Here is a 16,990-nt window from a genome sequence, read left to right on the forward strand (position 1 = left end):
AAAGAGGTAAAATGAGTGAATCCTCATTTTTTATGACATTTTTATAAGAATAGCTTGGTCCAGCCGCGGGCTTCACGGTTCTTCCAGGCGCCACGGTGATAGGCGTCCGAGGCGATCAGCGGCACGACCGTTGTCGCTTCTGCGAAGACCATTTGTTCAAATGTGGTATCGACCTTGCCCCACGAAGCGGCTTCCTTAAGGGTCGAGGATGAACAGGCGCCGTCACGCACGTCAGCGACCGTGATCTGCACGGCATATTTGTGCATATCGGCTTCGACGCCGAGGATTTCAGCGCAGACGACCGTGTCCTGGGCAAAGTTCTTCGGCACGCCGCCGCCGACCATGAACAGGCCGGTGGTACCCGCGGCGATCTTGATGTCGGTCAGTTCGCGGAAATCGGCAACTGCGTCGATCATCAGGTAGGGCTGCTTTGCGGCGATGCGCTCTTTCTGGTGTTTGACCAGGCCGAAACCAGCAGACGAGTCGACAAAGGCCGGGCAGAAGATCGGCACATTGTTCTCATAGGCCGTTTGGATCAAGCTTCCAGCCTTCTTGGCATTGCCTTCCGACAACCACTTGCCCATCTCCCAGATGAATTCGCGCGAGGAATAGCCACGTGGCTCAAGGCGGTTGCAGATCTCAAGGATCGTGTGGTCGCAAGCCTGAAGCTCTTCTTCGTCGATATAGGTGTCGTAGATGCGGTCGATATAGTTGTCACGCAGGACATTGTCATCAACGGGGCCTGCGGCCTGATAGTGCTTGAAGCCGAGCGCTTCGAAGAAGTCCATGTCGACGATCGAAGCGCCGGTGGCGACCACGGCGTCGATCATGCCGAACTTCACCATGTCGCGGTAGACGTGCATGCAGCCGCCCGCCGAGGTCGAACCGGCCAGAATTAGCCAGGGCGAGCAGGCCTTGTCTTCGAGGGCCATGTTGAAGATGTCGGCGGCACGGGCGGTATCGCGCGACGAAAACGACATCTTGCGCATCGAATCGATGATCGGGCGGGCGTCGTAGGAGGTGATGTCGACGTGCTCTACGGTTTCGGCGAGCAGGGCGGCTTTGGTGTTTGATTGGGGGGTATCAGCGTTCATCTCTTGGTCCTTTGAGAGGAGATTAAGGTGGACGCCCGTCATTGATCCGTTATCCCCCAGACGGTGCGATGGGGCGGGAACTGCGCTCAAGCAGCGAAGCGGTAGTGCTGCTCGAAATTAATTGTGGCTGCCGTATAAACCAAGCGAAAGGCTTTGGCAAATAAGGTTTCGATGAGCGTTTTGTGACACCCTCAAGAACTCCTCCTGTTGCAGGGGGAGCTGACCTTTAAGCGGCGCTTAAAGATCAGAGGGGGTATCCCTACTTGCTCCGCTTCTTGCCGCGTTTGCCGCCTTTGGGGCGGTTGAGGCGCACGACCTTATTGTCTTCATAGGTCTCAAAGACGCTGCGCGGGGTGGCGATATGGCGCGGGCCAAGGCCGAACAGTGAGGCCATCGGCGCATCGTCCATGAATACCGTATCGGTTTGGCCATAGCCGTTAAAGCCGGTCGCCATAGCCACGCCGTAAGCGCCCAGCATCCCGATTTCGATATAGTCGCCTTCGCGCACATCGGCCGGCAGCCAGAACGGCCCCGGCATGTGGTCGATGGAATCGCAGGTCGGGCCATAGAAACGGAACGGGCGCAGTTCGCCTTCGGCGTCAGTGCCATCCGCGCGCACCAGCTTGACCGGGAAAGGCCATTTGGCATGGGTAGCGTCAAACAGTGTGCCGTAGGAGCCGTCATTGAGGTACAGCGCATCACCTTTGCGCAACTCAACGCGCGTTAGCACCGAGGTCGATTCCGCCACCAGCGAGCGACCGGGTTCGGCCCACAGTTCCGTCGTTTCGTGGACCTTCATGTCTTCAAAGGCGCGGTCGATGACATCCATATATTCGGCCAGAGACGGCGGCACCATGCCAGGATAAACCGACGGGAAGCCGCCGCCGACATCGACGATATCAGCAAACACGCCGGCGCGCACCAGTGAGCGCGATGCGGCGGACATGGCGGCCGCATAGGCGGTCGGGCGCATACACTGTGAGCCGACATGGAAAGAGATACCCATCAGATCCTGCGTGGCCTGACGCGCGGCCAGCAACAAAGCCGGGGCCTCATGGGCCTGAGCGCCGAACTTATTGGTCAGTGGCAGGTTCGAGCCTTCGCCAGAGGTCGCCAGACGCACGATCAGGTTCAGATCCTTGGCATTGCCGGTAGCGTCCTGAATCTTGCGCAGTTCATCATGAGTATCGAGGCTGAAGGTGCGCACGCCGTAATCAAAATAGGCGCGGGTAATGGCCGACCGGCTCTTGACCGGGTGCATGAAGGCGAGGCGTGCTTCGGGAGCAAGGGAGCGCACCAGTTCGACTTCGCCTAATGAGGCCACATCGAACGACGATATCCCCGCATCGCGCAGGGTTTCAATTACCCATGCGGATGGATTTGCCTTAACGGCGTAAAAGACATCGCCTTTAAAATTTGCCTGAAACCATTGGGCCGCGACGGAAACGGCAGCGCGTCGCACCATAGCGACGGGACGTTCCGGAGACTGCTTGCGGACCAGGTCCAGGGCCGTAGGGAAGATTTCCATCCACCACACCCAAGATAAAAGTTAAACCCAGACCGACGTTAGCAGAGTGTTTCTCTAGCCTCATGACCAGATGTCGCCATCTGACCCGCATGAGACCGCATGTTTCGGGGTCCGCCGGAAGCGCGGAATATATAGATATAGGCCCCGGTGTAAAGGCCTGAATTATGAAGTTTAATATAACGAAGTTATTAAATTAACCCTATGATCTGCTTTTGAAAGTTTGCAGGTTTTGGTTTGGCTCCGTGACGCTTTTTGGCGGGCGTGACATACCGAAGTGGTTGCCAAATGTACAAAACTTGGGCAAGGGTAGGGACGTTAATCATTTGGTGACGCTGTTGTTTGATCCGCAGCGTGGTTTTGCGTGAAATTTGGGGGTATAAATATGCCGCAGCCGCTGGTCGAGGTGAGCGCTGTCTCCAAAACCTATACGATCAAGGCCGACGGTACCAAACCGCGCGGGGTGCTCAAAGCCCTCAACAATGTCTCCTTCACTATGGATAAGCCTGAACGGATCGCTCTGATCGGGCCATCGGGTTCGGGCAAATCAACCCTGTTGCGTTCGATTGGCGGGTTGCTGATCGATGATGCCTCAAGCGGTGACATCAAGGTCATGGGGCAGGCGATCCAGTCCAAAGGTCGTCTGGCGCCCAATGTCCGTCAGGCGCGCATGAATCTCGGCATGATCGCGCAACAGTTTAATCTGGTCGGGCGCTTAAGCCTGTTTACCAATGCAGCTCTGGGGCATCTGGGCAAGATGGGTGGCCTGCGTGGCTTCTTCGGACTGTGGTCAAAAGCTGAGAAAATGGCCGTTATGCGTGCCCTTGATCATGTCGGGGTGGCTGCAAAAGCCAATCAACGCGCCAACACCTTATCCGGCGGTCAGCAGCAGCGCGGCGCCATTGCCCGCGCCATCGTGCAGGATGCCAAGGTCATTCTGGCCGATGAGCCTGTGGCCTCGCTTGATCCGGTGACGGCGCGCAAGGTCATGGAATTGCTGGTCAAGGTCAATACTGAAGATAAGGTCGGGGTGATCGTCACCCTGCATCAGGTTGACTATGCCAAACGCTATTGTGACCGGATACTGGCGCTCAAGGACGGGGTTATCGTCTATGATGGCCCGGCTAATGGCCTGAGCGGTGACACACTCAAAGATATCTACGGCGAAGAAATCGAAGACGCCTACTGGGAAGGAGCGGTATCCTGATGCTGAAGCGCAAACATTTTATCTTGGGCGCGATGGCCGCTGTGGCAGGGGCAGGGTGGCTTGGCCTGTCGTCATGCTCAAAGCCCCAAGATGCCAAGGCTAACCCCGAAATCGCCTTCTCGGTGCTGTCGGTCGAAAAGGCGCAGGATCTTGAGAAACTGTGGACGCCACTGTTTGAGGATATGCGCAAGGAAACAGGCCTGAATATCCGCCCGTTCTATTCGTCGAACTACACGACCCTGATCGAAGGGATGCGTTTCAATCAGGTGCAGGCGGGCTGGTTCTCCAATGCCGCAGGGCTTGAGGCTATTCGCCGGGCCGAAGGCGAAGTGTTCGCCCATTCGACCTATCCTGACGGGGTCGAAGGCTATACCTCCGTCATCATTGTCCCCGCCAAATCGACGCTGACGGCGGAGCAACTGATTAAATGCGATAAGACGCTTAATTTCGGCATGGGCGATGTCAAATCGACCTCAGGCACCTTGGCGCCGCTGACCTATTTCTTTTTGCCTGCGGGCAAGGAGCCCAATACCTGCTTCAAGAATGTCCGCTCCGCCTCCCATCAGGCCAATATCGAAGCCGTGGCCGCCGGAGTGATCGATGCCGCGACCAATAATTCGACGGCGCTGTGGGAGCTTGAGGAAACCAATCCGGAAAAGTTTGCCAAGATCAAGGTGATCTGGAACTCGCCGGTACTGCCTAATGACGTGCTGATCTACCGTAAGGATCTTGATCCCGCTGCTAAGGAAAAGCTGCGCTCGTTTTTCCTGACCTATGGTACCGGCGAAGGGGCTGAGGCTGAGCGTCAGCGCGGGGTGCTGCGCGCCCTTTATTTTGGTAATTTCAAGCCCGATGACAACAATCACTTCATTCCGGTGCGTTTGATGGAGGCCACTCAGGCCCTTCAGCAGGCCAAAAACAGCGGCGATGCCGCGGCCGTTGAAAAGGCCCAGAAGGCCTATGATGACATCAAGGTCGAAGAAACCGCCTATCTGAAAAAGGCTCCGCCGGTGCAGGCCAAGGCGGATGCGTCCGCTTCGGCTGAGTAAAGAGCGTTTCATGACCAAAACCGCCGCCTCAGATATGGCCACCCAAGATATAGCTTCACTGGCCCCGCCGACGACCTCGTTCGTGTCGCGCCTGATTACTTATGGCGGCTGGGCGATACTAATCATTCTGCTGGTGACCAGCTATAAAGCCGTCGAGATGGGCAATATCTCGCGGCTGGTCGAAAAGTGGGGCAATACCCAGTCGGTGCTGGCCGAATATATGCACCCCAATTTTTCGGACTGGCGCAACTATGTCGACAAGATGTGGCTGACGATCCAGATCGCCATCTGGGGCACGGTTTTATCAGTCATTATGGCTATTCCTCTCAGCTTGCTCTGTGCGTCGAACATCGCGCCGCAATGGATTGTGCAGATCGCCCGTCGCCTGATGGACATATTGCGTTCGGTCAATGAACTGGTCATGGGGACCCTGTTTCTGGTGGCCGTTGGGCTTGGGCCTCTGCCGGGTGTGCTGGCGTTGGCCCTGCATAATACCGGCGTTCTGGCCAAGCTGTTTTCTGAAGCGGTCGAAGCCATCGACGTCGCCCCGGTCGAAGGCGTGCGTGCCACCGGTGGCAACCGTTTGCATGAAATCGTCTGGGGGGTGTTTCCGCAAGTGGCACCGCTATGGACCTCGTTTGCGCTTTACCGGTTTGAATCGAGTGCGCGCTCGGCGACCGTGCTGGGCCTGATCGGGGCGGGCGGTATCGGTCAGGTGCTGTTTGATAATCTCAACAGCTTTGACTATGCCCGCACCTCAGCGATTGCGATTGTCATTGTGGTGGCAGTGACGGCCATCGACTTCTTGTCGCAGGCCATTCGTAAGCGGTTACTGTAAATTCTCCGAAGGCGGACAAAATGCGGCGCGAGGCATATTCAAATTCATAGAATTGTCATATAGGCGGGTTAAAACCCTCCGACATCAGGAGAATTTCCATGAAAAAGATTATTGTGGCCGCTGCCGCCTTGGCTGTGTTCGCCGTTGCCGGTTCAGTTTCGGCTCAGGCGTCACGCGATTATGTCTGGGCCGCCGGTTCATCAACCGTGTTCCCGTTCACCACCCGCGTCGCTGAAAACTATGCCCGCAAATCAGGCGCTAAGGCCCCTAAGGTGGAATCTTTGGGTACCGGCGGTGGTTTCAAAGCTTTCTGCGCCGGCATCGGTGCCGGTACGCCGGATATCGCTAACGCCTCGCGCCCGATGAAGAAGTCGGAATTCGACGCCTGTAAAGCCAAGGGCGTTAACGACATTCTGGAAATCAAGATCGGCTATGACGGCATCGTTATCGCGACCGACAAAAAGGGCAAAGACTATAATTTCCGCGATGTCGATTTCTATCTGGCCCTGTCCAAGGATGTGCTGCGCTACGGCCAGTACGTAAAGAACCCCTATAAGGGCTGGCATCAGGTCAATCCGAACCTGCCCAAGAGCAAGATCCTGATGTACGGGCCGCCGACCACTTCCGGTACCCGTGATTCCTGGAACGAACTGGCGCTTGAGGCCGGGGCATCCAAGTTCCCGGCCCTTAAGGCGTTGAAGGAAAAAGACGAGAAGGCCTTTAAAGCCCGCGCCGCCACCGTGCGCGAAGATGGCCTGTGGGTTGATTCCGGTGAAAACGACAATGCCATCGTCGGCACCCTGACCAAGACGCCGGGCGCTTTGGGCGTATTCGGTTATTCCTTCTATGAAGAAAACATGGATAAGGTAAAGGTGGCCACCATTAACGGTGTGGCGCCGACCCCTGAAAACATCGCTACCGGCAAGTACCCGGTGTCGCGTTCGCTCTATATCTACGTCAAAAAGGCTCACATCGGCGTCACGCCGGGGCTTGATGCGTTTATCAATGAGTATGTCTCCGATGCAGCGACGGGCAAGGGCGGTTATCTGCAACAGCGTGGTTTGATCCCGCTGCCGGTCGCCGAACATGCGGCCATCAAGGGCGGCATCAAGACCTTGAAGCCGATGGCGCGTCCGAAGTCGTAAGCGCAAGCTTGGGTTGAAAATGAAAGCCGTCCCTGCCTCGTGGTGGGGGCGGCTTTTTTCTGTGACTGGTTTTTGTCACGAAACTGTCATATGAAGCGGCCTCACTCACGGAACCGCTGTCCTATGTATATGCCGCTTTTGTCTCTCTGTGTTGCCGCTCTTATCGCTATGTCGCCCCTTTCGGCTTCTGCACAGATGCAGCGCGACTATGTGTGGGCGGCCGGGTCATCTACCGTGTTTCCATTTGCGACGCGCGTGGCTGAATACTACATGCGCAAATATGGCACTAAGGCGCCTAAGATCGAATCGCTAGGCACCGGCGGCGGCATCAAGCTGTTCTGTTCAGGTTTGGGCGGCAGTACCCCTGACGTTGCCAATGCGTCCCGGCCCATGAAGCCATCTGAGTACGAGATGTGCCAAAAGAACGGCGTTGGGGAGATTATCGAACTTCAGATTGGCTATGACGGTGTCGTCATAGCCATGAACAAGCAAAACCCGGATTATGATTTCCGGCTGGATATGCTTTATCTGGCCCTGTCCAAAGATGTGCTGCGGTACGGGGCCTTCGATCCCAACCCCTATGTGCGCTGGAGCCAGATTTCGGCCGGATTACCAGACCGCAAAATACTGGTGTACGGCCCGCCGTCGACCTCCGGCACGCGTGATGCCTTTGTGGAACTGGGCATGGAAAGTGGCGGGGCGGCCTATCCGCTGCTGAGGGATATTAAGACCCGCAATGAAAAGCGTTTCAAGCAACTGACCGGTTCGATCCGCGAAGATGGGCGCTACGTCAACGCCGGCGAAAACGACAATGCGACCTTAAGTGTGCTGACCAAGACGCCGGATTCGCTCGGTGTATTCGGCTATTCCTTTTATGAGGAAAATAAGGACAAGGTGAAGGTCGCCAAAATCGACGGTGTTATGCCGACGCCAGCGGACATCGCGTCCGGGCGATACCCCCTGGCGAGGTCCTTGTTTATATACGTTAAGAAAGCCCACCTGAGCTTTGTGCCGGGTCTCGAAGGCTATATGAACGAGTTTGTGTCCGATGCGGCCGCTGGTAAGGGCGGTTATCTCAAAGGTCGCGGACTCATCGCGCTGGATGACAAACTACATGATCAGGTCAAGCTGGCCGCCCGCACTCAGGTCGTGATGAGCCCGCCCGATGCGCATTAAAATTGACGCGCATCTTTTTCCAAAAACCGCTTACGCTTTTTGGGATGCGCTGAAGCGTTTTAAGCTGTCTTTCGCCGTTTGCGGATCGGGTTAAGCGCCTTAAGACGGGTCCAGATTCGGGCTTTTTCCGGCTGGGGCAGGGGCTGGAGATTGCGCACAAACTCTTCGGCGCAGGCTCGCCACGAGAATTTCTCGGCATAGGCGCGCACGTCTTTCGGATCGAGCGTTAACGCCTCTTCGATGGCGATTTTCAGGTCGTCATTGATAACGCCAGCATTTGAGCCCGGAATGATGTCGATGGGGCCGTGGGCCGGGAAAGCCGCGACTGGCGTGCCGGTCGCCATAGCCTCTAGAATCACCAGTCCGAACGTGTCGGTAAGCGACGGGAACACAAACACATCAGCATCGGCATAGGACCGCGCCAGCTCGTCGCCAAAACGCGGGCCGGTAAAGACAGTCTTTGGGTACTTAACCTTAAGCTCTTCAAGTTGCGGGCCGCCGCCGACAATCACCTTGGTGCCGGGGACATCGAGCGACAAAAAGGCTTCGATGTTCTTTTCAACCGCCACGCGCCCGACATAGGCCATGATCGGGCGGGGCAGGTCATGATAAATCGGCTCAAGGTCAGGGCGGAACATGACGGTATCGACACCGCGCGTCCACGGAGAGACATTTTTGATGCCGTGGGCCTCAAGGTCTTTTTGCAAGGTCGGTGTTGCCACCATGACCCGGCCTGACGGTTTATGGAACCAGCGCATATAGGCATAGCCGACACTGAGCGGCAGCGGCAGGCGGGCGGAGACATATTCCGGGAATTTGGTGTGATAGCTGGTGGTGAACGGCAGGCCCCATTCCACGCACACCCGGCGCGCAGCAAGCCCTACCGGCCCTTCGGTGGCGATGTGAACGGCATCTGGGGCGTACATCAGGATGCGCTCGCGCACCTCTTCGTAACAGCCGAGCGCCAGCTTGACTTCTTTGTAATCAGGCCAGGAAACGGTCTTGAACTCATTATATTGAATGATTTCAAAGTCATGACCCAGAGCGCGGCATTCATCCAGCGTGCGCTTCAATGTGGTCACGACCCCGTTGACCTGAGGTTCCCACGCATCGGTGGCCAGCAAGATACGCAAGGCTTTAAGCTTCCCTCTCACCTGAAATGAACGCGCCGGCGAACATCAATTTCACATGCAACATCACAGCTAACCATCCTATAGCTTAAGATGATCCGCTATGTCAGAGTTATTTCTCATATTTACGACATAGGGTAGACTGAAAATGCGGATAAAGCGGCACTTGCGTGTGAATTTGTTGAAATGCAAGCTTGCCACACCGCGCAAATGCCTTAATTAGAAAGGATAAGCCAAGGTTTGCACTGCACAATACGCAAATTTAGCCGCACTGTCGGTATAATGTGGTACAAGCCCTAAAGAAAGTTGTTTCAAAGACCTGCCATGAGCGATCGCCGTAAAGACATGCCCGTTAAGGACCCGGCTTCAAAGGATGTGACCCCGCGCGATACGCCGAAGTCGCGGCGCACCCGCACGCAGATTCTCGATACCGCCATGCGGTTGTTCGCGGAACTGGGTTACGACCGTGCCGGCAATGCCGCTATCGCCGAGGCCTGCGGTCTGACGCGCGGGGCGATGCTGTATCATTTTCCGACCCGTGAAGCGCTGGTCGAAGCCGCGGCCTGGTATATACATGCCGCCAGAGAGGCTATGTTCGAGGCGGAAGCCGCCAAGCTTAAACCCGGTCAGGATGCGCTGGACGGGGCGGTCGATGCTTATTGGCGCCTGCTGTCATCCGTGCCGTTCTCAGCCTTTTTGGCGCTTGAGCGGGCGGCCCGTCAGGATGCGGATGTTGCCAAGGCCATTCGTCCGGCTCAGGAAGCCTTTGATCAGGGCGCTATGGGCAATGCCACGCCGGGCTTTATCACGGCCGGGATCGATGCCCGCTTTCAGGCCAGCCGCGATCTGGCGCGCTTTGCCCTGGATGGTTTGCACCGTGCGGCCCTGACCTATGATCAGCCCGAACGCGTTGAAAACCTGATCAATGTCATTAAACGCGCCCTGCATATGCTCAACCGCAAGGGCGATGTGCATGATCTTTGGGTTGATTAAGCCCTCACAGGTCATCGACTTCTGGCGTGAGGCTGGCGCTGAGGCGTGGTTTGCCAAAAACGATGACTTCGATGCCCGCTTTACCGCGTTTTGCCACGACCTGCACATGCAGGCAGCGGCGCGGCGGCTGGATGACTGGGCGCAGACGGCGCAGGGGGCGCTGGCCCTTCTGATTTTGCTGGATCAATTTCCGCGTAATGCCTTTCGCGGCACGGCCCATATGTTCGCTACTGATCCACTGGCGCGCACGGTCGCAGAGGCGACCATTGCCGTCGGTCAGGATATGGAGATTGAGCCTCTGCTGCGCGGTTTTATCTATCTGCCATTTATGCACTCAGAGGATCTGGCCGATCAGAAACGCAGTGTGCGTCTGAATACGCCGCTAGGTGGCGACAGTTTGGAATATGCCATAGTTCACCGCGACATCATTGCCCGTTTTGGCCGGTTTCCACACCGTAATACGGTGCTGGGGCGCGCAACGACACCGCAGGAGGCGGCCTTTCTGGCTGACGGTGGCTTTGCGGGTTGAGAATCGTCTGGCCTGACGGGGGCATAGCTGGTATTTCCGGCGCCTTTCATAGTTTACCCCGTGGCCCATCATGCGTTTTCTGCTCCGTTCCAAAATCCACAATGCCTATGTGACCGAAGCCAATCTGGCCTATATCGGCTCGATCACCATTGACGAAGACCTGATGGATGCGGTCGGTTTGTGGGAAGGTGAAAAGGTTCTGGTGGTGTCCAATACTTCGGGCGCGCGGCTTGAAACCTATGTCATTACCGGTGAGCGCGGATCAGGCAAGATTGCCATGAATGGGGCGGCGGCACACCTGATTGCCGAAGCTGAGCAAATCATCATCATGGGATTTGAATTGACCTCTGATCCAGTTGTCCCCAGAGTCGTGCTGGTTGACCGTGAAAACAAGCTTGACCGGTACTTGTCGGAAACCCCTTCGACGATTCTTTAATCCGTACACGCCGTAGGGGAAATCGGCCAATCCCAAGCCCTGTTTGGGATCGCTTAAACACCCACAGGGTTATGCACTGCGTTAGGACTTTTTTAACCAAAAACCGTTTGACGAAACCGCGTTTCAGGCCCCATATTTGGTTCGGGCAGTAGGGGTCGGCACTAGATATAGTGTTCACGCTATAGGCTTTGTGAGCTCCGGGCTGGAGCGTTTTTTGCTTTTTTGGGTGAGTTGTATGTCCGTAAATGATGCCGTCAAGCGTGAATCCGTGCCGATGATGAAGTCCTTTATGGAGGTTCGCCCCAAGGCGCGCGCCGAATTCAAGCTGGTAAAACAAGTGGTTACCGATCCGTCACGGGATGCCGTGCTGACTGACTTCGGCAAAAAGACTCTGGATGACCGCTACCTGATGCCGGGGGAATCCTATCAGGATATGTTTGCGCGTGTGGCCACCACCTATGCCGACGACGCCGAACATGCCCAGCGCATCTATGACTATATTTCGCAATTGTGGTTCATGCCGGCGACGCCGGTGCTGTCGAACGGCGGTGCGTCGCGCGGTTTGCCGATCTCGTGCTTTCTGAATTCGGTGCCGGACAGCCTTGAGGGCATTGTCGGCACCTGGAACGAAAACGTCGCTCTGGCGTCGAACGGCGGTGGTATCGGTACCTATTGGGGCGGCGTGCGCTCCATCGGTGAAAAGGTCAAGGGTGCCGGTCAGACCTCAGGCATCATTCCGTTTATCCGCGTGATGGATTCGCTGACCTTGGCGATCTCTCAGGGGTCGCTGCGCCGCGGTTCGGCCGCCGTCTATATCGATATCCACCACCCTGAAATCGAAGAATTCCTCGAAATCCGCAAGCCGTCGGGCGACTTTAACCGTAAGGCGCTTAACCTGCACCACGGCATTTCGATCACTGACGAATTTATGGAAGCGGTACGTGACGGCAATCCGTTCGGCCTGCGCTCGCCCAAGAATGACGAGATCATCAAGTTTGTCGATGCCCGTGCCCTGTGGCAGAAAATTCTTGAAATCCGCATGCAGACGGGTGAGCCCTATCTGATCTTTGCCGACACCGTGAACCGTGCGATGCCGCAGCATCAGCGCGAACTGGGCCTGAAGGTGCGTCAGTCGAACCTGTGCGCGGAAATTATGCTGCACACCGGCGCTGACCATCTGAACCGCGACCGCACCGCCGTATGCTGCCTGTCGTCGGTCAATGCCGAGACCTTCCTGGAATGGCGCGATCACCCGCGCTTTGTCGAAGACATCATGCGCTTCCTCGATAATGTCCTCGAAGACTTCATCCAGAGCGCGCCCAATTCTATGGAAGCGGCGGTATATTCGGCGCAACGTGAGCGTTCGGTGGGCTTAGGCCTGATGGGCTTCCACTCCTTCCTGCAATCTCAAGGGGTTGCGTTTGAATCGGCTATGGCCAAGTCGTGGAATCTGCGCCTGTTTAAGCACCTGCGCCGTGAAGCCGACAAGGCGTCCGTCAAGCTGGCTGAAGAACGCGGTGCCTGCCTCGATGCCGCCGAGCGCGGCGTCATGGAACGCTTCTCGCACAAATTGGCCATCGCGCCGACCGCCTCGATCTCGATCATCTGCGGCGGGACGTCGGCAGGTATCGAGCCGATTCCGGCCAATATCTATACCCATAAAACCCTGTCGGGTTCATTCGCGGTCAAGAACCCTTATCTCAAGGCGCTGCTGGCCGAAAAAGGTCTCGATACGCTCGAAATCTGGGATTCGATCGTGGAGCATGAAGGCTCGATCCAGCATCTGGACGCTCTAAGCGACGACGAAAAGGATATCTTCAAAACCGCGTTTGAAATCGATCAGCGTTGGGTGGTTGAACTGGCCGCTGACCGTGCGCCGGAAATCTGCCAGTCGCAGTCGCTCAATATCTTCCTGCCCGGCGACGTCGATAAGTGGGATCTGCACATGCTGCACTGGACCGCGTGGGAACAGGGCGTCAAATCGCTTTATTATCTGCGTTCAAAGTCGGTGCAACGCGCCGCCTTTGCGGGCTCGGAAGGCAAGGAAGCGGTCGTGTCGATGGCCAATGCCGCTAAGACTGACTATGAAGAATGCTTGGCTTGCCAGTAAAAATCGCGGTCTTTGGCCGATTATGTCGTTGCCGTCGCTTGCAGGTACTATCTGTACCTGCGGCGCTAGGCGCCTAATACTCGCCACAAATCTCACGATTTTTAATCAGCGCAATAGTAACAAAAGCAAAAAATCCCATTGGATAATTCCGATGGGATTTTTTCGTTATTGACCCATCTCAAAGTATTTTGGCCAGAAGGGCCACAAACTTTGAGATGAAATCACTTCTTCATATCCATGATCTTGAGGGCAACAGGGCCAAGGATCACCAGAAACAGCACGGGTAAGAAAAACACGATCATCGGCACGGTCAACTGTGCCGGCAGGGCGGCGGCTTTTTTCTCGGCGGCCGACATACGCATTTCGCGGTTTTCCTTGGCCATGACCCGCAGGGCCGACCCCAGCGGCGTACCGAATTTTTCCGCCTGAATCATGGCCGTGCACACCGACTTGATGCCGGGGTGGTTGGTGCGGCGTGACAGGCCCTCATAGGCCAGACGGCGTTCCGGCAGGTAGGACAGTTCCGCCACCAGCAGGGATAACTCTTCGGCCAGCTCAATTGAACTGGCGCCGATTTCCTGTGACACTTTCTGAATGGCGCTTTCGACCGACATGCCGGCCTCAACGCTGATCAGCAACAGATCGAGCGCATCGGGAAAGGCCGCGACAATGGAGTCCCGGCGCTTGGAGGCCAGGTTTTTAATATAAATGTTCGGTGCATAATAGCCGGCGACCAGTGCGCCCACGACTGCCAAAAGCTTCATATTCGGCTGCATCACACCCGGATTAATCACCAGCACATAAAGCGCTGCGGAGGCGGCCAGCACAAACGGCATGACAAAACGAAAGAAGTAAAAGGTCGAAACCGGACGTGGGCCGCGAAACCCGGCCATGGCCAGACTGTCGACCACCTTGGGGTCTTCGAGCAGGGTCTTAAGGTTCAGCCGCTCAACGATCTGTTTGTAAACGCCTTCGTCACGTTGTCTCAGGCCGGAATCCTTATTGATGTTCAGGCGCGATTGGCGGCGCAGTTCGTCACGGCGGTGAGCGACGGCCTTGAGGCGCTTATCCAGTTCCTGGCCGGTGACCATGCTTTTGCCGATGGTGATGCAGGTGAAGAACACAAGCACCGCCACCCCGATCGCAATCAGGTTACCCGGTTCCATGATGAGGGCGGCAAAATCAGTCATGTGTCCGTCTACATCTTGAAGTTAATCATTTTACGCATCGACAAAATGCCGAGCCCCATCCACACCAGACCGGCCGCCAGCATCATCTGACCGCGCGGATCGGTAAACATGACGCGGATATAGTCAGGCCGCGACAGGAAAATCATGACAGCCACGCCCGGCGGTAGCGAACCGATGATCGAGGCTGAGGCAATGGCTTCGGACGACAGGGCCTTAACCTTTTCGCGCATCATCTTACGGGCGCGCAGGACGTTCGACAGGTTTTGCAAGGCTTCGGCCAGGTTGCCGCCGGTCTTTTGCTGGATCGCCAGTACAATGGTGAAAAACTTTAGTTCCGGCGTCGGCAGACGCTCATACATGATGTCGAGCGCTTCGACGATCGTTCGGCCGCCACCTATATTGTCGACCAGCCGCTGAAATTCCGGGCCAAGAGGGGCCGCACCTTCACGGGCAATGACTTTTAGTGAATCGTGTACCGGCAGGCCCGATTTGATGCCGCGCGTCAGGATATCGAGGGCGTCGGGGAAATCACGGGTGAATTTCTTCTGGCGACCATTGGCCATAAAGCTTAACACCCAACGCGGCAGTCCGTAACCGGCGCCAAAGCCGGCACCCAGCGCCACAAGGGCATTGGGTTTAAGTAAAAATACACCGACCGCGCACACAACCCCCAAAATAACGCTGGTGACCCAAAAACGGGTCAGATTGGGGGTTAAACCGGCATGGGTCATACGCGCTGTCAGGGTCAGGCGCGCTTTGCGTTCCTTGCGCTCAGCCTCTTTCAGTTGCAGCATGATGGCCTTGCGGCGTTCTTCGGGGGTGCGGCTTTGGCTTTTCTGGCGCTTGGCGCGGCTGGGATCCGCCGCAGCAATGGCCTGAGCACGCTTGACGGCCACCTGAGAACCGTTGCCGTCTGACGTCAGCACATAGCCAAGGCTGGCCAGAATGACGAAGCTCAAGACCGCAATGAGGATTGTGGTGAGCATGGTTATTCTGCCGCGTCCAAAGCTTCAGCCAGTTCGCGCTCTAAGCCGTAATAGCGGGCGCGATCCCAGAAGCGCGGGCGGCCGATGCCGGTAGAGCGGTGGCGGCCCATGATCTTGCCGTCTTTGTCCTCGCCTTCGATGTCATAGATAAACAGATCCTGGGTGATAATCACATCGCCTTCGAGGCCCAGAACTTCGGTGACGTGAGTGATACGGCGTGACCCGTCACGCAGACGGGCGGCCTGCACAATGATATCAATCGAGCCTACGATCATTTCGCGGATGGTTCGCGACGGCAGGCCATAGCCGCCCATAGTGATCATCGATTCCAGACGCGAGATAGCTTCGCGCGGGGAGTTGGCGTGCAGTGTACCCATCGATCCGTCGTGGCCGGTGTTCATGGCCTGAAGCAAATCGAAGGCTTCGGGGCCACGGACTTCGCCGACGATGATACGCTCAGGCCGCATCCGCAGACAGTTCTTAACCAGATCGCGCATCGAAATCATGCCTTGACCCTCAAGATTGGGGGGACGGGTTTCAAGGCGCACCACATGCGGCTGCTGAAGCTGTAGTTCGGCAGCGTCTTCGCAGGTCACGACCCGTTCGGTCGGGTCAATAAAGGCGGTGAGCGTGTTGAGCAGGGTTGTCTTGCCCGAACCGGTACCGCCTGAGATCAGCACGTTACAGCGTGATGCCCCGATAACGCCTAAAACCCGCGCGCCTTCGGGGCTGATGGATTTAAACTCCACCAGATTGCGCATAGTCAGCTTGTCTTTTTTAAACTTACGGATGGTCAGGGTCGGGCCATCGAGTGCCAGTGGCGGGGCGATGACGTTCACCCGCGATCCGTCGGGCAGACGGGCGTCACAGATGGGGGAACTTTCATCGACGCGGCGACCGACCTGAGAGACGATCCGCTGACAGATGTTCATCAGTTGCTGGTTGTCGCGGAAACGGACATTGGTCAGTTGCACCTTGCCGCCGACTTCGATGAACACGCGCTGAGCGCCGTTCACCATAATATCGGCGATGTCGTCGCGCGCCAGCAGTGGCTCCAGCGGGCCATAGCCCAGAACATCGTTGATGATGTCCTGAATCAGGTTGTCCTGCTCGGACACCGACATGGAGACGTTTTTGATGGCCACCAGTTCGGCGACGATATCGCGGATTTCTTCGGCAGCCGCCTTGTGATCGAGCTGAGCCAACTGGGCCAGATCAATCGTGTTCAGCAGGGCGTTGAAAATGGCCGTCTTGGTCGCGTGATAGTAGTCCGACTGCTCACGCACGATCTCGGTGACCGCCTGCGCCTTATGCAGTTGATCCAAACCTTGCGCCAGTTTAGCGGTCGCGGGGGCAGCTTCACGTTTTTCCGGAACGGCGTCGGGTTTGCGAGCAGGCTTTTCCGCCGCGCGGGCTTTTTCGGCAGATGGTTTGCCGCCTAAGGCTTGGGTGCGTGTGGCCGCAGGTTCGGGGGCGGGCTCAGCCACAGCCACAGCCACAGGGGCACCTGCCGCCGAGGGCGCGGGCTTGCTGCCAAAGCCGCTTTTTACCTGTTCGCCGGGACGCTTTCCAAACACCTATG

General features: G+C 56.8%; 15 protein-coding genes. 9 read left to right on the plus strand and 6 right to left on the minus strand.

Annotation, left to right across the window (positions count from 1 at the left end; genetic code table 11):
• Positions 1-41: 41 nt before the first annotated feature.
• Positions 42-1,094: a 1,9-bis(guanidino)-5-aza-nonane synthase gene (locus tag PQU98_RS13245; RefSeq protein WP_438263875.1), complete on the minus strand. Its 1,053-nt coding sequence runs from the start codon at positions 1,092-1,094 to the stop codon at positions 42-44.
• A gap of 259 nt (positions 1,095-1,353) precedes the next feature.
• Positions 1,354-2,622 carry a type III PLP-dependent enzyme gene (locus PQU98_RS13250; RefSeq protein WP_272745410.1) on the minus strand — a complete coding sequence of 423 codons (1,269 nt, stop codon included), beginning with the start codon at positions 2,620-2,622 and terminating at the stop codon, positions 1,354-1,356.
• A gap of 382 nt (positions 2,623-3,004) precedes the next feature.
• Between PQU98_RS13250 and PQU98_RS13255 the strand changes: the two genes are divergently transcribed.
• The 5 genes from PQU98_RS13255 (at position 3,005) to PQU98_RS13275 (ending at position 8,034) form a co-directional block, all read left to right on the plus strand.
• Positions 3,005-3,826 (plus strand): phosphonate ABC transporter ATP-binding protein, encoded by an 822-nt coding sequence (locus PQU98_RS13255; protein WP_272745411.1) that lies wholly within the window; start codon positions 3,005-3,007, stop codon positions 3,824-3,826.
• A complete protein-coding gene (phnD, locus tag PQU98_RS13260) occupies positions 3,826-4,875 on the plus strand; it encodes a phosphate/phosphite/phosphonate ABC transporter substrate-binding protein (RefSeq protein WP_272745412.1) in 1,050 nt (349 codons plus the stop codon). The genes PQU98_RS13255 and phnD overlap by 1 nt, the downstream gene beginning before the upstream one ends.
• 10 nt (positions 4,876-4,885) lie before the next feature.
• Positions 4,886-5,713: a phosphonate ABC transporter, permease protein PhnE gene (phnE, locus tag PQU98_RS13265; RefSeq protein WP_272745413.1), complete on the plus strand. Its 828-nt coding sequence runs from the start codon at positions 4,886-4,888 to the stop codon at positions 5,711-5,713.
• A 98-nt stretch (positions 5,714-5,811) separates the two neighbouring features.
• Positions 5,812-6,858, plus strand: coding sequence for a substrate-binding domain-containing protein (locus PQU98_RS13270; protein WP_272745414.1), 1,047 nt, complete (start codon positions 5,812-5,814; stop codon positions 6,856-6,858).
• Positions 6,859-6,987: 129 nt separating this feature from the next.
• Entirely contained in the window at positions 6,988-8,034 is a 1,047-nt protein-coding gene (locus PQU98_RS13275) for a PstS family phosphate ABC transporter substrate-binding protein (RefSeq protein ID WP_438263879.1), read from the plus strand.
• A 59-nt stretch (positions 8,035-8,093) separates the two neighbouring features.
• Here PQU98_RS13275 and PQU98_RS13280 read toward each other — a convergent pair whose 3' ends face one another.
• Positions 8,094-9,167 carry a glycosyltransferase family 4 protein gene (locus tag PQU98_RS13280; RefSeq protein ID WP_272745416.1) on the minus strand — a complete coding sequence of 358 codons (1,074 nt, stop codon included), beginning with the start codon at positions 9,165-9,167 and terminating at the stop codon, positions 8,094-8,096.
• 321 nt (positions 9,168-9,488) lie between these two features.
• Here PQU98_RS13280 and PQU98_RS13285 point away from each other — a divergent pair, with 321 nt between their 5' ends.
• The 4 genes from PQU98_RS13285 to PQU98_RS13300 all read left to right on the plus strand — a co-directional run bounded on the left by PQU98_RS13285 (position 9,489) and on the right by PQU98_RS13300 (position 13,232).
• Complete coding sequence (locus PQU98_RS13285) at positions 9,489-10,157, plus strand: TetR/AcrR family transcriptional regulator (RefSeq protein WP_272745417.1); 669 nt, start codon at positions 9,489-9,491, stop codon at positions 10,155-10,157.
• Positions 10,138-10,686, plus strand: coding sequence for a DUF924 family protein (locus PQU98_RS13290; RefSeq protein WP_272745418.1), 549 nt, complete (start codon positions 10,138-10,140; stop codon positions 10,684-10,686). Before PQU98_RS13285 ends, PQU98_RS13290 begins: the two co-directional genes overlap by 20 nt.
• Before the next feature lie 70 nt (positions 10,687-10,756).
• A complete protein-coding gene (gene panD, locus PQU98_RS13295) occupies positions 10,757-11,122 on the plus strand; it encodes an aspartate 1-decarboxylase (RefSeq protein ID WP_272745419.1) in 366 nt (121 codons plus the stop codon).
• Positions 11,123-11,411: 289 nt separating this feature from the next.
• The gene (locus tag PQU98_RS13300; protein ID WP_438263880.1) at positions 11,412-13,232 is read left to right on the plus strand and encodes a ribonucleoside-diphosphate reductase subunit alpha; all 1,821 of its coding nucleotides are present in this window, start codon (positions 11,412-11,414) and stop codon (positions 13,230-13,232) included.
• A 221-nt stretch (positions 13,233-13,453) separates the two neighbouring features.
• Here the strand turns inward: PQU98_RS13300 and PQU98_RS13305 are convergent, their stop codons facing one another.
• The 3 genes from PQU98_RS13305 to PQU98_RS13315 are packed head-to-tail and all read right to left on the minus strand — an operon-like array spanning position 13,454 to position 16,985.
• Positions 13,454-14,422 (minus strand): type II secretion system F family protein, encoded by a 969-nt coding sequence (locus tag PQU98_RS13305; protein ID WP_272745420.1) that lies wholly within the window; start codon positions 14,420-14,422, stop codon positions 13,454-13,456.
• Between the two features lie 8 nt (positions 14,423-14,430).
• Entirely contained in the window at positions 14,431-15,408 is a 978-nt protein-coding gene (locus PQU98_RS13310; protein WP_272745421.1) for a type II secretion system F family protein, read from the minus strand.
• A 2-nt stretch (positions 15,409-15,410) separates the two neighbouring features.
• A complete protein-coding gene (locus PQU98_RS13315; protein ID WP_272745422.1) occupies positions 15,411-16,985 on the minus strand; it encodes a TadA family conjugal transfer-associated ATPase in 1,575 nt (524 codons plus the stop codon).
• Between the last annotated feature and the right edge of the window lie 5 nt (positions 16,986-16,990).

It is taken from the genome of Asticcacaulis machinosus (assembly GCF_028550435.1).
Taxonomy (GTDB): Bacteria; Pseudomonadota; Alphaproteobacteria; order Caulobacterales; family Caulobacteraceae; genus Asticcacaulis; species Asticcacaulis machinosus.

Bases quoted from the DNA above. Each gene is read 5' to 3' on its own strand.
- PQU98_RS13245 (WP_438263875.1), bottom strand. From the start codon at position 1,094: ATGAACGCTGATACCCCCCAATCAAACACCAAAGCCGCCCTGCTCGCC.
- PQU98_RS13250 (WP_272745410.1), bottom strand. From the start codon at position 2,622: ATGGAAATCTTCCCTACGGCCCTGGACCTGGTCCGCAAGCAGTCTCCG.
- PQU98_RS13255 (WP_272745411.1), top strand. From the start codon at position 3,005: ATGCCGCAGCCGCTGGTCGAGGTGAGCGCTGTCTCCAAAACCTATACG.
- phnD (WP_272745412.1), top strand. From the start codon at position 3,826: ATGCTGAAGCGCAAACATTTTATCTTGGGCGCGATGGCCGCTGTGGCA.
- phnE (WP_272745413.1), top strand. From the start codon at position 4,886: ATGACCAAAACCGCCGCCTCAGATATGGCCACCCAAGATATAGCTTCA.
- PQU98_RS13270 (WP_272745414.1), top strand. From the start codon at position 5,812: ATGAAAAAGATTATTGTGGCCGCTGCCGCCTTGGCTGTGTTCGCCGTT.
- PQU98_RS13275 (WP_438263879.1), top strand. From the start codon at position 6,988: ATGCCGCTTTTGTCTCTCTGTGTTGCCGCTCTTATCGCTATGTCGCCC.
- PQU98_RS13285 (WP_272745417.1), top strand. From the start codon at position 9,489: ATGAGCGATCGCCGTAAAGACATGCCCGTTAAGGACCCGGCTTCAAAG.
- PQU98_RS13290 (WP_272745418.1), top strand. From the start codon at position 10,138: ATGATCTTTGGGTTGATTAAGCCCTCACAGGTCATCGACTTCTGGCGT.
- panD (WP_272745419.1), top strand. From the start codon at position 10,757: ATGCGTTTTCTGCTCCGTTCCAAAATCCACAATGCCTATGTGACCGAA.
- PQU98_RS13300 (WP_438263880.1), top strand. From the start codon at position 11,412: ATGGAGGTTCGCCCCAAGGCGCGCGCCGAATTCAAGCTGGTAAAACAA.
- PQU98_RS13305 (WP_272745420.1), bottom strand. From the start codon at position 14,422: ATGACTGATTTTGCCGCCCTCATCATGGAACCGGGTAACCTGATTGCG.
- PQU98_RS13310 (WP_272745421.1), bottom strand. From the start codon at position 15,408: ATGCTCACCACAATCCTCATTGCGGTCTTGAGCTTCGTCATTCTGGCC.